A 14,763-nucleotide genomic window follows, 5' to 3' on the forward strand; every position below is an offset into this window, starting at 1 on the left:
AAGATAGGCTTTTTGGTCTGTCTTTTGTTATTTAGCTAGATATTTATCATTCTTATGAATAATTTACTCAGCGTTGCACTATTATTTGGATTATCAATTTCGACAACTTATGCGCAAGATAAGCAATGGCAGATGGAGTTGGTGTTTAAAGGTGAAGTTTCACCTGAAAAATTTGAAAATGAAGTTCCGGAATTTGCAAAAGAGTTTTATGAGCCATTTTTGAAAGGAAAAATGGCTTATCGGAATGTGGAAATTTTAACAGATGCCGATTATTCTTCCACTGTCGTGAATCAAAAAGCACATGCTATTTTAAATCGAAAATTAGCAAAAACATATTCGTATTCGGTCGGCGATGATATTGTTACTGCCGAAGCATACAATCCAGCCTATAAGATTGTCAGTGCGAAGTTAGGGGAGTCGGAAGGTCCCTATGTGCAGCTGCAAGATATGGGCGAGATCGAATCGATAGCGGGAATTACCTGTAAGAAAGCAAAGTTATTGATAAAAAACAATGCCGATTCTGCAGTAGCAACGGTATGGTATTCGGAAGCGGTGCCTACTTATTATTTGACGGCATTTTCATTTATCAATGATTTGCCTGGAGGTGTTCTCAAATTGTCTTTGGGTGAGAACAATGATCTTGGTTTTGAAACAACGAAAGTCACCAATGTATCTTCTGCGGCAGATTTCGAGCTTCCCAAAAATGCAAAGGTGATTGATATCTCGGGGGGAGGTAATACGAGTGAGGGGGAAGATGTGAGTTTATTTGAAGATACTTTCCCATTGGATAAGTCACTTAAATGGACCATGGTCAAGGATAAAGATACCAATGATGAATATTATGGTATAAAAAACATGGCGGGAGAAGATGTACTGCCTTGCTCTCTTTTCTCTTTAGCGTATTTTAATGAGCAGACTGCTATTGTTTCAGATAAGGATAATTATTTTTGGTTGTTGGATAAGAAGGGGGGGAAGGTAAATAAGGAAGGGTTTGACTGGCTTACGCCAGCAAATCAAAAACTTGCTATTTTTCAGAAGGATGGTAATTTTGGATTGGTTACACAGGAAGGGAAAGTTCTGCTTGACAAGAAGGAAAATATCAGTAAATTTTTAGACAATTATTTGATGTTCTCTGAAAATGGTAAAGTTGGATTGTTGGATGAAAATGGAAAGATTTTATTAAAGGCGACCTTATTATTTCTAGATGCTGATAATGCTGGAAATGTGCTGGTCCGGGAGAAGGAAGGTGAAGAAACGAAGACGCTAGACCTGGACACTTTTTTAAAAACCTATGTGAAGTGATTTAAATGACATGCATTAATATAGATTGATAAAAAAAGGCTTTCGATACTGTCGAAAGCCTTTTTTGTGTCTATTTAATCGTGCATTTCACTATTAAGGAATGTTTAAAAACTTATGTGTTTGTAGTGAAATATCCCATTTAGGGTTTTCTTTTACGTAATCAATAATAGAAGGCGTCATTTCTTTAGATTTCGACCATTCAGGTTGAAGGTATAATCTGCAGTTTGGCCCTACAAGTTGTGCATATTCTTCTCCCCAAGCGAAATCGCTTTTATTGAAAACGATAACTTTAAGTTCACCAGCAGCTTCTAACACATCTTTGCGTGGTGCTTTGAATTTTTTTGGAGATAAACATATCCAGTCCCATTCGCCACTCAAAGGATATGCACCTGAGGTTTCAATAAACGTTTTAATGCCCGCCTCATGAAGTCCTTTTGTTAGGTAATCCAAATTATAAATAAGTGGTTCGCCACCCGTAATGACAACTGTTTTTGCCGGATATTTCTTTGCATTTTCGATAATCGAATCTGCGGTTGTAAGGGGGTGGATAGATGCATCCCAACTTTCCTTCACATCGCACCAGTGGCAACCTACATCGCAACCACCCAATCGTATGAAATAAGCAGCAGTCCCGGTGTGGTAGCCTTCTCCCTGAATGGTGTAAAATTCTTCCATTAAGGGTAATAGTGTTCCGTCTTCTGGTACTTGATTTGACATAGTTAAAATTTCAGTCTGCAAAGGTAGCAAATATTAATGAGATGCTCAATTTGTGTTGCGGCTTTTAAGTAGCTGTCCTGTCATTTTTTAGCGATCATAATTACTGGTGCAGGCTGCTATACACCCATATTTTAGATTGTTTTTGAGAAAAAGCACATAGGTAATAGCTCTTTCCTTATCAAGTTGATGTTTCATTCTCTATTAACATCGTAAAAACACTCTTTTTACAGGGGGTTAACAAGGGGGTAATAGGGATTTACCCCTGTTAACCCCCTGTTATACCCCTGTTAACCCCCTGTAATTACCCTGTTAATATATAACCTGATTTTCATTCATTGTTGGGATGTACATGGGGCAATAGCGAGGGGCTGTTGATCAATAAGATCAGATTAATAATTCGCTTTAAACAGCAATGATGAGGATGTAAAGCGTGTAAAGCTGATGAATTTAGCGTATTTAAACTATGGACAAGACGGGTGTAGGTTCGGCTTTCTATTTTTGTCGGGTCATAAATTATAAAAGCTGAAAACAACTTTGTTAAATTGTGACGATAGAATGCGTTGAATAGCGCAAAAAACCTGTTATTTTATCAGAATTTTTACTAAATTTGTGTCACAATTTATTTATTGAAAACATAAGTGTAATAACATAATTGTACATGTTGTTTTATGTTTTCTATTTTTTAACAATTTAAAGATCATAGTTGTAAATGATTAAAATTACACTACCGGATGGTTCCGTAAGAGATTATCAACAAGGGATCACTGCTGCAGAGATTGCGTTATCAATCTCAGAAGGGCTTGCAAGAAACGTCCTTGCTGCCGAAGTAAATGGTGAAGTGTGGGATTCTGCCCGTGCTATTGAAAATGACGCTACTGTCAAGTTATTGACCTGGAATGATACCAAAGGTAAATCCACTTTTTGGCATTCTTCAGCACACTTGTTGGCTGAGGCTTTGGAGGCATTGTATCCTGGGATTAAATTTGGTATTGGTCCCGCGATTGAAACCGGATTTTACTACGATGTTGATTTTGGTGATCGTGAATTCTCGTCTGATGACTTTAAAGCGATCGAAGACAAGATGTTGGAGCTGGCTAAACGGAAAGAAACATTTGAACGTAAAGCTGTTTCGAAATCGGATGCATTGGCTTACTTTACTGAAAAAGGAGATGAGTATAAGCTAGATTTAATCAAAGACTTGGAAGATGGAAAGATTACTTTCTATACACAGGGGGAATTTACAGATTTATGTCGCGGCCCTCATATTCCGAATACTGGGTTTATCAAAGCGATTAAATTGACTAATGTTGCCGGTGCTTACTGGAGAGGTGATGAGTCTCGCAAACAGTTGACACGTATTTATGGTGTTACGTTCCCTAAGGCATCGGAGCTTACAGAATATTTGAAATTTATAGAAGAGGCGAAAAAACGCGATCACCGTAAACTGGGGAAAGAGTTGGAACTTTTTGCTTTTTCTGAAAAGGTTGGTGCAGGTTTGCCTCTTTGGTTGCCTAAAGGAGCTGCATTACGTCAAAAGCTGATAGACTTCTTACAGAAAGCACAGTTAAACTCAGGGTATGAGCCTGTTGTTACTCCGCATATCGGACATAAGCAATTATATGTGACTTCTGGGCACTATGAGAAATATGGCGCGGATTCATTTCAACCAATAAAAACTCCTATCGAAGGAGAAGAGTTTTTGTTAAAACCAATGAACTGTCCGCATCACTGTGAAATTTATAAAGTAAAACCGCGCTCGTATAAGGACTTACCGGTTCGATTTGCTGAGTTTGGTACTGTATATCGTTACGAACAGTCTGGTGAGCTTCACGGTTTAACAAGGGTGCGTGGGTTTACTCAGGATGATGCCCATTTATTTTGTCGTCCAGATCAGGTTAAAGATGAATTCAAAAAGGTAATCGATTTAGTACTTTATGTTTTTGGAGCCTTAGGCTTTAATGATTATACAGCACAAGTGTCGTTACGTGATCCTGAGAATCGTACGAAGTATATTGGTACTGACGAAAACTGGGCTTTGGCTGAATCTGCAATTATTGAAGCGGCGGAGGAAAAAGGCTTGCCGACAGTCGTAGAGTATGGTGAAGCGGCTTTCTATGGTCCAAAATTGGATTTTATGGTGAAGGATGCTTTAGGTCGTAAATGGCAGTTAGGTACTATACAGGTGGATTACAATTTGCCTGAGCGCTTTGAGTTGGAATATACAGGAAGTGATAACATGAAACATCGCCCTGTGATGATTCACCGGGCACCTTTTGGATCTTTGGAGCGTTTTGTAGCTGTACTGATCGAACATTGTGCTGGACAATTCCCATTATGGCTTGCACCTGAGCAATTTATAGTCTTGCCAGTGTCAGAAAAATATGAAGAATATGCTCAAAATGTTTTGAATTCGCTAAATAATTCCGATATTCGCGGACTGATAGACTTACGTGACGAGAAAGTGGGCAGAAAAATCAGAGACGCCGAAGTGAAAAAGCTTCCTTATATGTTGATTGTAGGGGAAAAAGAGGTGGAAAATGGCACAGTTTCTGTACGTAAACATGGCTCAGTGGAATTAGGAACTATGACTGCTGAGGCATTTAGAGATATATTAATTAAGGAAATAACCGTTTAATTTTTAAACATTTGGCATTAAAAAGACCCGGTGGTCCAAGACCACCAATGAGAAAGAAAGAACCAGATCACCGCATTAATGAGTTAATCAAAGTACCTGAGGTACGTTTGGTAGGAGATAATGTGGAACAAGGAGTTTTCCCTACGCGCAAAGCGTTAGAGTTGGCTGATGAGTTGGAACTTGATTTAGTGGAGATTTCGCCAAATGCTGTACCGCCGGTTTGTAAGATTATCGACTACAGTAAGTTTGTTTACGAACAGAAGAAGAAACAAAAGGAAATCAAAGCTAATGCAAAACAGACTGTTATTAAAGAAATCCGTTTCGGACCTAACTCTGGTGAGCATGATTTTGAGTTCAAATTGAAGCATGCGATTAAGTTTCTTGAAAGTGGAGAGAAAGTTCGTGCTTATGTACACTTCAAAGGTCGTGCTATTGTACACAAGGATCAAGGTGAAATCTTGTTGTTACGCTTTGCTCAGGCTTTAGAGGATTACGGTAAAGTAGAGCTTTTACCGAAATTAGAAGGTAAGCGCATGTTTTTAACAGTAGCTCCAAAGGCTCCTAAAAAATAATAAGAATTCTAACAGATTGATATAAAATTTATAAGTATTATGCCAAAAGTTAAAACCAATTCCAGCGCAAAGAAACGTTTCAAATTGACTGGAACAGGTAAAATTGCAAGAAAAAACGCTTTCAAAAGCCACATCTTGACAAAAAAGAGCACAAAACGTAAACGTAACTTAACACAAACAAGTTATGTATCTGATGGCGATATGGGCAACGTAAAACGTATGCTTGCTATCGGTAAATAAGTTTTATTCGATTTTATTAATAATAATTTTTTAACCGGGTATAAGGTTGTAAGTTCATTGAAATACATGACACCTTCTACCAAACTAATTTTAAAAATATGCCACGTTCGGTTAACGCAGTAGCTTCTAGAAGAAGACGCAAAAAAATCCTAGGCCTTGCAAAAGGTTACTTTGGATCACGTAGCAAAGTTTATACTATTGCTAAAAATACAGTAGAAAAAGGTTTACAATATGCTTACCGCGATCGTAAAACCAAAAAACGCGAGTTTAGAGCTTTATGGATTCAACGTATCAACGCTGGAGCTCGTCAACACGGAATTTCTTATTCCCAATTGATCGGTAAATTAAACGCTAAAAACATTGGTTTGAACCGTAAGGTTTTAGCTGACTTAGCTTTAAATAACCCAGAAGCTTTCAAAGCAGTTGTAGACGCAGTAAAATAGAGTTTTTAATCCGCTGTCAATTTGTTAGAGATATTAAAGGAGCCTTTTAGGCTCCTTTTTTTGTTATGACGGTTACTGTATATTTTTTTGGACGTTATGTGCCAGGTAAACCCAATTCAATGCTATGTTTCATTTTAGTTCTTACTCCCCAATTATACTCTTGATGCAATCGACGCTGTATATTATAACTTATATCTCTTTTAGATTTGAAATTAGGTTTGATTTTTGTTGATCTGTAGAAAACATAACATTATGAAACTAAGAACAATTACAGTTGGATTTTCACTTCTTTTGATCGGAAGTTTGGTGATGGCGGCCAAAGAGCCAGTTTCTAAGGCTCTAACGAACGATGTGGTTAATCAGCAGGGAAAAGTTATCTCAATTGAAGGGGTGAACAATAATCGTACGATAGAGGCCAAAGGGGGGGAGATTGTACAAATAGAAGGTGCTGACAATAAAGTTGTGATCCGTGGCAATGTGAGTAAATTGATTATTGAGGGGAAGGGGAATACTGTAACAGGGAATGACATCACAACGGTGACGATAGAGGGGGCAGACAATATGGTTAATATTGGTTCAGTAGAGACTGTTCAAATTGAGGGAGTCAAAAACCATGTCCATTATAAGTCTACGAAGAACAAATCTGGTCAGGTAAAAGTGTCTACTGAAGGCGCGGATAATATGGTGATGAAAATGAAATAATGTAAATCAGATTTCCATAAAAAAGGGTTGTGTATATTATTTACAGAACCCTTTTTTATGAAAATGGTAGCTATGGTTTGTCTTGATCGTGCTCGGGATGACTGCGATCAGCTCTATCGCTCTGGGATTGAAATTCCGCTCCAGCTTCGTTTTCTTCTTGTTTCATCATTGAATAAGGCTTTAGAAAATCTTGATCAAAAGGATGCCCTGTCGCAGCCTTCTGCATAATCCCATCGTTCTGATATGGCCGGACACAGGTGCCCTTTACGCGTTCCGATTTATAGACATAAGTTCCCCAAATGCAGAAGAAAAGCATCGCTCTGATGTGATCTGTATAATTTGAAAATGAATCATCCGTGATACCCATATATTGTTTGGACATATAATGGTATCCTATTGCATGGACGAGATAGAATATAGCCATAAACAAAGTAACTAGAAAAAATGTCTGGGCAAAAATATCCCTTTTTTTGATCATAAGGATGAAACTATAAACGAACCCGACCAGAATTAAAAGATGAGCTGTCATTTCAGATATGAGTAGCATTTTATAGAATGTAGGTGCACCACCATCGATATGGTCTATCGCCCGCCAGGTATTAAGGTTGAAAAAGGACTCCCTAAAGAAAAGAAAAGTGAATTTCGTAAATATGCTTGTAGCTATTAAAAGAAGTAAAAAAATCATCCAGCCCCCAATTTGGTCATGATAAATTTCGTTATAGGGTTTGATGATAAAAGGTTTGCTCTTACTGTACCTTTTTGCGATATACCAAAGCAAGGATGATAGTAATAAAATAAATAGAATTAATGAAAACCAGTTAATCTCATTGACTGAAGAAGGTGTTCCTAACCGAGGTATCCCATCTATTACGTAACCGTCATTGTCAAGATAGAAACCATTGTAAAAGATATTATCACGATCTGTAAAATCTGTATAGTACTGTTTTAGGTCTTTTTGCTCGACAAAGGGTTCGTGGAAACTTAACGTGTATGCAACCTTCATACTATCTTGCTTTACTTCCAGTGTTTTACCGAAAACATATGCAGTCCGGTCGAAATAACTATTGTTTCGGTAATTGCCAAATTCCTGTTTTCCTTTATTGACAATATACATCTCGTAGATTAGATCGGTTGGAAAAGAAAGGCTGAGGGGGGCAATACGATCTTCCGTGATCTCTGGAAGCCTATCATTGATATTTGTCCCTAACAAAGGAATATATTTTTTAGTAGATCCGCTTTCTATTTTTCCAATGCTTTTTATTTTATACTTTTCGATGATCTCCACGATATTGTTTTCTATATCATCTCTGTATTGTATATTTCCAATTTTATTGATCTTCGGATAGATCTTGGCATAATACTCCAAGTATTGCTTCTGTACGTCATTTTTGGCACTGCTTTGAAAGTAAGTACGCATATCGTCCGCTTCATTCCCAACATAAGTTGTGTGGACATCAAGGGTGGCCTCAAATTTGCCTTCCATTGTCAATGTTTCCTTGACTTTAATATTGCCGGTAACATGCTGCGGTACGTCTGTAAGCTTTCCACTACCCATAGTCGAGAGTACTTTTCCATAAGCTGGGAAATACCTGTTTTTGATATCTCCACCCTGATTGGTTATGGTTGGGTCAATATATTGGGAACGTCCACCAATATTAACTTCAATAACCATATGGTTGAAAGCATAAGGCGAGGGGAGTTCTTCCTGCAGGCCTCTATTCTTATAGGTATTGGCTAATACGAGTCCTACATCAATATTCTTGTTTTTGAGCATTGTGGCCAGTAGCATTGATTTATCTTTACAATCGCCGTAGCGCTGGGAAAATACTTTTTCTGGAACATTTGCCCGGTGGGAATATTCTCCCATCTCAATACCCATATAGCGTATCTCATTTTGTACAAAGTCGCAGGCCTTTTTCAAGTACGTATAGGGTTGCCCTTTGGACTCTTTCCAAAGTTGATTGACGAAGGTTTGAAGTGTACTTGTGGTTGCTATTTGTGGAATGGGATTAATTTTACGGTTCCATTGATCAACTTCCTGCCAGGTATTGAATTCCGAGCATTGGATATATTTTAAAGGGCTGTACCACGACGGACTATAATCTTCGTACTGAATTGTTTTGTCCGCCGTCAGCTCCCAGAAATAATTTGTTGTATTTCCTGTTGACTGTTGCTGTACCTCAGGTGCGCCATTGAAACTCTTAAACTGCAGTTTGCGACCATGGGGTACAATATAGTTGAGATGGACCAGCCCAGTGAGTTCATACCCCTGTAAGTAATAACTGTCGAAAAATTTCTGTCAAATACCGGATTTGCACCTATTATTGAATAAGCGAATACAATCTTGTCGTCTTTACGTAAATCCTCCAAAACATAATGGGCCATCTGGCTTCCGTTGTAGATGGATCTCGAAAGCTCCGTTTCAGCGGCAAGCAGCTTAAATTTTGCCTGCGGTAATAGGTTAATATCTTTGCCGTTACGAATAACCTTTAGCTCATGTAGTTGAAGTTTTTGGAAATGCGGGTCAAAGGTTACCTGAACTTGTCCCAGATTTTCGATTCCAGTCTGATCAAAGAGAACTTTGATGTCCTTATAATATTTCGTTTGGGTAGCTAAGTTTATTTGATGTTCGATTAACTCATAGTAATATCCATCACTAATATCATCCAAATTTGGCTTTATGGCCTTTTTTGTAGTGGAGCGCAGCCAAGCTGGCGATGCTGTTTTTTGGATAGTTGTTTGGCTAAAAGACCAGGAAAATGCAGCTAGTACGAGTACAAAGGCAAATAGAAGATGGCTAAATCTTTTCATTAATTCATAATTTAGCCTAAGATAAGTAAAAATTGGAAGCGACGATAGTCGAATTTGGGGAATATTGGAAATTCGACTTTAGTTGAGTCTAGGTTATTTGGCAACTAAAAGGGGTGTCCATATATAACGGACACCCCTTTTAGTTGCTAATTCGGTAACCTTATAATTTACTTTCTCTTTTTTTCTTTTTCTTAACGACTTTAGGCATTTGAGCCTGTTTTGATTCATATTGTCGCTCAATATATTGTATAATTTCTGAGGCAATATCTTTTTTTGTCGCTTTTTCGATGCCTTCCAAACCTGGAGATGAGTTTACTTCCAGTACCAGAGGGCCTCTGTCAGAAGGAATCATATCGACACCGCAAACCGTAAGTCCTAATTGTGCGGCAGCAGCGATTGCTGTTTCTCTTTCTGCTTTACTTAACCGGATAATCTGGGCAGTGCCACCCCGATGGATATTTGACCGAAACTCGCCCTCTTTGGCTGTGCGTTTCATCGCTCCAACAACTTTGCCGTCGACTACAAAAGCCCGGATATCTGAGCCTTTTGATTCTTTGATAAACTCTTGGATAAGGATGTTATTGCCAAGGCCGTAGAACGCTTCAATAACGGATGAAGCAGCTTTCTTTGTCTCTGCAAGTACCACCCCAATACCTTGCGTGCCTTCTAATAATTTGATAACTAATGGGGCTCCACCAACCATGCTAATAAGGTCGTCCACATCGGAAGCTGTACGTGCAAAGCCTGTAATAGGTAAGCCGATACCAGCACCGGATAAAATTTGTAGACACCTTAATTTGTCACGAGATCGCGTAATGGCTTGACTGGGATTCGCAGAAATGACATCCATGACCTCAAATTGTCTAACGATGGCAGATCCATAGAATGTTACCGATGCGCCTATTCGGGGAATAATGGCATCAATATCACTCAGATCCTGTCCTTTATAATGGATACTTGGTTTACCTTGCTGAATACCGACATAACACTTGCTGTGATCAATGACAACACATTCGTGTCCTCTTTGCTGTGCGGCTTCTACGAGACGACGAGTCGAGTATAAACTCTTTACTGTCGATAATACGGCAATTTTCACGATTTGTATAATGAGTATATTTTGTGCTAAGATAACAAAATTGCTTGGCTATTTGTTTTATTTTACCAAGGTCTTCTCCGAGAGATTTTCTTTGGAAACATCAACCAAAAACCTTTTGTTTAAGAAATTTTTACCCAAAAGCATAGGGTAAGTCATTTGTGATCTATTTCTAAAGGAGATTTTAATGCTAAAGACTTGGTTATATAATGTTGCCGTTGTGCGGATGTAGTAACGTTTTTCTTCTTGGCCAAAAGAACTTTTTACGAGTTTTGTTCTATAGAGCTTTAACTTTAGCGTTTTCGTCTCTTTTGTCTCAAAATTTATGATCAGCTCGCAGATAATCCAGTCCTGATCATCCTCGTTAACGATCTTGTACGAGTTGCAGTGTAGCACCGATGAAGCGGCGCCGGTATCGACTTTTGCTTCTATACCATATATTCCCAATTCAGGTAAATCAAGGGTCTCTTTCCAGCCCACAAGAAGTTTTTCTTTCATGTATACCAAATTGAAAAAAATATCCTTGTCTCCTAGGTAAATAGGAGACAAGGATAAAAAACTTTTATTCGTAGATAAATTCTCCGTAAGGGGAGGTTATAGTTACTTTTTTGGATGCAGATTCCTCTACACGGCCTATGATCTGGGCCGGAATCCCGAATGACTCTGAAATGGCGATGATATCCGATGCAATCGATTCAGGTACATATAATTCCATACGGTGTCCCATATTGAATACTTTGTACATTTCTTTCCAGTCAGTATTGGATTCTTTCTGTATTAACGCAAAAAGAGGTGGAATCGGGAAAAGATTATCTTTGATGACATGCACATTATCGACGAAGTGCAAGACCTTGGTTTGCGCTCCACCTGAGCAATGTACCATTCCGTCAATTTGTGAACGGTACTTGTCTAGTATCTGTTTGATAACAGGCGCATAAGTACGTGTAGCGGAAAGGACTAGCTTACCTGCGGTTATTTTTTCTCCAGTTTCAACTTCGATTTCATTTGTAAGATTTTGGCTTCCCGCGAAAACTAGTTCGTAAGGAACAGCTGGATCATACGCTTCAGGATATTTTTCAGCTACTTTTTTGTTAAATACATCATGACGTGCAGAAGTTAGTCCATTGGAACCCATTCCGCCATTGTACGACTGTTCATAGGTTGCTTTTCCATTCGATGCTAAGCCTACAATAACGTTACCGCCTTTGATGCGGTGGTTTGAAATAACGTCTTCACGTTTCATCCGACAGGTTACTGTACTATCAACAATGATGGTGCGAACAAGGTCGCCAACGTCGGCGGTTTCGCCTCCTGTAGAATAGATGCCGATTCCCAAACCTCGAAGTTCAGACAGAATCTCTTCTGTGCCATTGATGATTTCTGCAATCACCTCTCCAGGAATGAGATTTTTATTTCTGCCAATCGTTGAGGATAAAAGAATGTTATCGATGGCACCCACACAAAGTAAGTCATCAATATTCATGATAATTGCGTCTTGTGCGATACCTTTCCAAACTGAAATATCACCAGTTTCTTTCCAATAGACATACGCTAATGAAGATTTAGTACCAGCACCATCCGCATGCATAATATTACACCAGTCTGGGTCTCCACCCAAAATATCTGGAATTATTTTGCAAAATGCTTTGGGAAACAGACCCTTATCTATATTTTTTATCGCATTGTGCACATCCTCTTTCCCTGCGGATACGCCTCGTTGATTGTATTTTAAATCTGACATCTTAGGGCAAAAATAAGCAATAGGACTGAATTAACGAATCTAATTCGTGTAATTTAATCACTTATTATTACGCACCATTGTTGAATTAGATTTTCAAGATTACTTTTCGCATTGGCTGGACTTGTGCTAGGTAAGCATCTGTAAATAATGTCCTCTCTTTTGTTGAAATGCTTTACGTATAAACTGTGCGCTTTTTGCCCGTTAAAAATAATTTGTGTGATTTTAGGGTGGGTTTCTAGCAACTCGATAATCTGATTCGGAATTTCATTTTGTATGGCTAGATCCATACTGCCGGGACGAGAGGCTTCTGCGCAAACATCCCAAAGACCAATGTTATTTCTGAGTAATAGATCTATCTTCTCCGTATAATTTGTTTGCTCCGGCGCATTAAACAAAGAGGTGATTACTTTCCAGAATCGATTTTGTGGGTGTGCATAATATTCATTTTCTGCCAAAGACTTATCTCCGGGCAAAGAGCCAAGGATGAGTATTTCTGTGGTAGAGTTTACTAAAGGTAGAAAGGATCTTTTGCGCATAATCAAAAATAGTAATTTTAAATTTTCATTTGAAATTTGAAAAATATTATAGTATATTTATGATATTAAAATGATATCAAATATATATTAACAAATTATGGAAAAACTAATTAAACCAATGTCAGGCTATTTAGCTTTATTGATAGCTGTCGTTTCGTTTGTGGCGGCAATATTCTCATTTGCCAGCGTAGAAGCAAGCTCACTTTATGTCGTATTGGGGGTTGTGCTGATGATCGCTACTTTTTTTATTCTGAAAGGATTGATGATTATTAATCCAAACCATTCGCGTGTACTGAATTTCTTCGGGAAATATGTAGGTACGGTTAAGGAAAACGGTTTGTTTTTTGTCAATCCGTTGTATTCAACGATTAAAATAAGTCTTCGGTCGGATAACTTACAGGGACAGACACTGAAAGTCAATGACAAGATGGGAAACCCAATTGAGATCGGAGCAGTGATTGTATGGCAAGTGGGAGACACGTATAAAGCTGCTTATGATGTAAGTAATTATACCTCTTATGTACGTACGCAGAGCGAAGCAGCGGTAAGACATTTGGCTGGAAGCTTTCCTTATGATAACTTGGAGGATGAAGGAGCGGAGATCACCTTGCGTGAAGGTGGCGATACCGTAAATCATATTCTTGAACAAGAATTGTCTGATCGTTTGGCGCCTGCCGGGGTTATTATTAAAGAGGCTAGAATCAGTCATTTGGCTTATGCTTCCGAAATAGCAGGTGCTATGCTTCAAAGACAGCAAGCAGCTGCTATTGTGGCTGCAAGAGCAAAGATTGTAGACGGTGCTGTTGGGATGGTGGAAATGGCCTTGCATAAGTTGTCTGAAAAAGATATTGTAGAGTTGGACAACGAGAAAAAAGCAGCAATGGTCAGCAATTTAATGGTGGTACTTTGCGGAGAAAAAGCAGCGACACCAATTGTAAATACAGGTACGTTGTACCAATAAACGAAATGAAATGGCGGATAAGAAAAACTTTATGCTACGCTTAGACGACCAGATGTACAAAGCATTGGAAAAATGGGCTGCAGATGAGTTTAGAAGTGTTAATGGGCAGATCGAATATCTTTTACATAAAGCGCTGCAAGAAAATAAAAGATTGGGCACAGAAAAAAAGACTGCCGATAAGAAATAGCCTATAGTAAGGAATGCCTATAGTAAGGAATGAAAACTGTACCTTTGGCCTCGCAATTGACAAAAGCCAAAGGTACTTTTTATTTAATGTTTTAACGATAGAAGATGAAGATTAATCCAGCGTACAAGTTATTGGTCGTAAGTACAAGCACGATCCATGGTAGTGAGTTTTTAGCTTATATTAAGCAAGATTTTGTAGAATTTATTCAGTCAGACGAATTGCTATTTGTCCCTTTTGCGAGACCTTCAGGAATTTCGTTTGATGGTTATACGGCTAAGGTACAGGACGCATTGAAAGATAGGGGTATAACGGTTAGGGGGCTGCATGAGTTTCATAACATGAAGAAGGCTATTCAGGATGCTAAAGCTATTTTTATTGGTGGAGGAAATACATTTCTACTGTTAAAAACGTTGTATGAGCTGGATTTGGTACAGCAATTGCGCGTACAATTAGCAAAGGGGATTCCATATGTCGGTACATCGGCGGGGTCCAATTTGACCGGACTAACAATAGGAACTACAAATGATATGCCTATTGTTTATCCGCCTAGCTTTGACGCACTTGGTTTCTTGCCTTTTAATATCAATCCACATTATTTGGATCCGGATCCAAATTCTACACACAAAGGAGAGACAAGGGAAACGCGAATCCAGGAATTTCATCAAATTAATCCTCAGCCAGTCATAGGCTTACGTGAAGGGAGCTGGTTGCATGTAAATGAAGGAAACATAGAACTGAAAGGTAATTTAACAGCCCGGCTATTTAAAGCTGGTTTCGAGCCCGAGGAGCTAGCGCCTGGATTAATTAATTTTTAAGATAGTGT

At 38.6% G+C, this 14,763-nt stretch carries 16 protein-coding genes; 9 read left to right on the forward strand and 7 right to left on the reverse strand.

The window, feature by feature from the left end:
* Window positions 1–54: 54 nt before the first annotated feature.
* Entirely contained in the window at window positions 55–1,302 is a 1,248-nt protein-coding gene (locus AACH28_RS24715; RefSeq protein ID WP_341831809.1) for a hypothetical protein, read from the forward strand.
* Window positions 1,303–1,395: 93 nt separating this feature from the next.
* On the opposite strand, the gene AACH28_RS24720 is transcribed toward AACH28_RS24715, so the two are convergent.
* Window positions 1,396–2,019, reverse strand: coding sequence for a 7-carboxy-7-deazaguanine synthase QueE (locus AACH28_RS24720; RefSeq protein WP_341831810.1), 624 nt, complete (start codon window positions 2,017–2,019; stop codon window positions 1,396–1,398).
* A 709-nt stretch (window positions 2,020–2,728) separates the two neighbouring features.
* Here AACH28_RS24720 and thrS point away from each other — a divergent pair.
* From thrS to AACH28_RS24745, 5 genes are all read left to right on the forward strand, one after another.
* Window positions 2,729–4,654: a threonine--tRNA ligase gene (thrS, locus tag AACH28_RS24725; protein ID WP_336836033.1), complete on the forward strand. Its 1,926-nt coding sequence runs from the start codon at window positions 2,729–2,731 to the stop codon at window positions 4,652–4,654.
* Between the two features lie 11 nt (window positions 4,655–4,665).
* Window positions 4,666–5,226, forward strand: coding sequence for a translation initiation factor IF-3 (gene infC / locus AACH28_RS24730; RefSeq protein ID WP_075993338.1), 561 nt, complete (start codon window positions 4,666–4,668; stop codon window positions 5,224–5,226).
* 39 nt (window positions 5,227–5,265) lie between these two features.
* Window positions 5,266–5,466: a 50S ribosomal protein L35 gene (gene rpmI, locus AACH28_RS24735; protein WP_002993964.1), complete on the forward strand. Its 201-nt coding sequence runs from the start codon at window positions 5,266–5,268 to the stop codon at window positions 5,464–5,466.
* Between the two features lie 98 nt (window positions 5,467–5,564).
* On the forward strand, window positions 5,565–5,909 hold the full coding sequence (gene rplT, locus AACH28_RS24740) for a 50S ribosomal protein L20 (RefSeq protein WP_046674462.1): 345 nt from the start codon (window positions 5,565–5,567) through the stop codon (window positions 5,907–5,909).
* A 252-nt stretch (window positions 5,910–6,161) separates the two neighbouring features.
* Window positions 6,162–6,611, forward strand: a complete 450-nt coding sequence (locus AACH28_RS24745; protein WP_336836030.1) for a DUF3060 domain-containing protein — start codon at window positions 6,162–6,164, stop codon at window positions 6,609–6,611.
* 70 nt (window positions 6,612–6,681) lie between these two features.
* Here AACH28_RS24745 and AACH28_RS24750 read toward each other — a convergent pair whose 3' ends face one another.
* From AACH28_RS24750 to AACH28_RS24775, 6 genes are all read right to left on the reverse strand, one after another.
* Window positions 6,682–8,844, reverse strand: coding sequence for a DUF2569 family protein (locus AACH28_RS24750; protein WP_341833141.1), 2,163 nt, complete (start codon window positions 8,842–8,844; stop codon window positions 6,682–6,684).
* Window positions 8,742–9,422, reverse strand: coding sequence for a DUF3857 domain-containing protein (locus AACH28_RS24755; protein WP_341831811.1), 681 nt, complete (start codon window positions 9,420–9,422; stop codon window positions 8,742–8,744). The genes AACH28_RS24750 and AACH28_RS24755 overlap by 103 nt, the downstream gene beginning before the upstream one ends.
* Window positions 9,423–9,582: 160 nt before the next feature.
* Window positions 9,583–10,518, reverse strand: coding sequence for a 30S ribosomal protein S6--L-glutamate ligase (gene rimK / locus AACH28_RS24760; protein ID WP_336836026.1), 936 nt, complete (start codon window positions 10,516–10,518; stop codon window positions 9,583–9,585).
* 57 nt (window positions 10,519–10,575) lie between these two features.
* The gene (locus AACH28_RS24765; protein WP_336836023.1) at window positions 10,576–11,013 is read right to left on the reverse strand and encodes a RimK/LysX family protein; all 438 of its coding nucleotides are present in this window, start codon (window positions 11,011–11,013) and stop codon (window positions 10,576–10,578) included.
* 64 nt (window positions 11,014–11,077) lie between these two features.
* Window positions 11,078–12,256 carry an AIR synthase related protein gene (locus AACH28_RS24770; protein ID WP_333574726.1) on the reverse strand — a complete coding sequence of 393 codons (1,179 nt, stop codon included), beginning with the start codon at window positions 12,254–12,256 and terminating at the stop codon, window positions 11,078–11,080.
* Between the two features lie 53 nt (window positions 12,257–12,309).
* Window positions 12,310–12,792, reverse strand: coding sequence for a DNA-deoxyinosine glycosylase (locus tag AACH28_RS24775; protein ID WP_333574727.1), 483 nt, complete (start codon window positions 12,790–12,792; stop codon window positions 12,310–12,312).
* Window positions 12,793–12,889: 97 nt separating this feature from the next.
* Between AACH28_RS24775 and AACH28_RS24780 the strand changes: the two genes are divergently transcribed.
* The 3 genes from AACH28_RS24780 (at window position 12,890) to pepE (ending at window position 14,755) form a co-directional block, all read left to right on the forward strand.
* On the forward strand, window positions 12,890–13,753 hold the full coding sequence (locus tag AACH28_RS24780; RefSeq protein WP_201667805.1) for an SPFH domain-containing protein: 864 nt from the start codon (window positions 12,890–12,892) through the stop codon (window positions 13,751–13,753).
* A 10-nt stretch (window positions 13,754–13,763) separates the two neighbouring features.
* A complete protein-coding gene (locus AACH28_RS24785; RefSeq protein WP_075993331.1) occupies window positions 13,764–13,940 on the forward strand; it encodes a ribbon-helix-helix domain-containing protein in 177 nt (58 codons plus the stop codon).
* Window positions 13,941–14,044: 104 nt separating this feature from the next.
* The gene (gene pepE / locus AACH28_RS24790) at window positions 14,045–14,755 is read left to right on the forward strand and encodes a dipeptidase PepE (protein WP_248931951.1); all 711 of its coding nucleotides are present in this window, start codon (window positions 14,045–14,047) and stop codon (window positions 14,753–14,755) included.
* Window positions 14,756–14,763: the final 8 nt, after the last annotated feature.

This window comes from Sphingobacterium thalpophilum (assembly GCF_038396785.1).
Lineage (GTDB): Bacteria > Bacteroidota > Bacteroidia > Sphingobacteriales > Sphingobacteriaceae > Sphingobacterium > Sphingobacterium thalpophilum_A.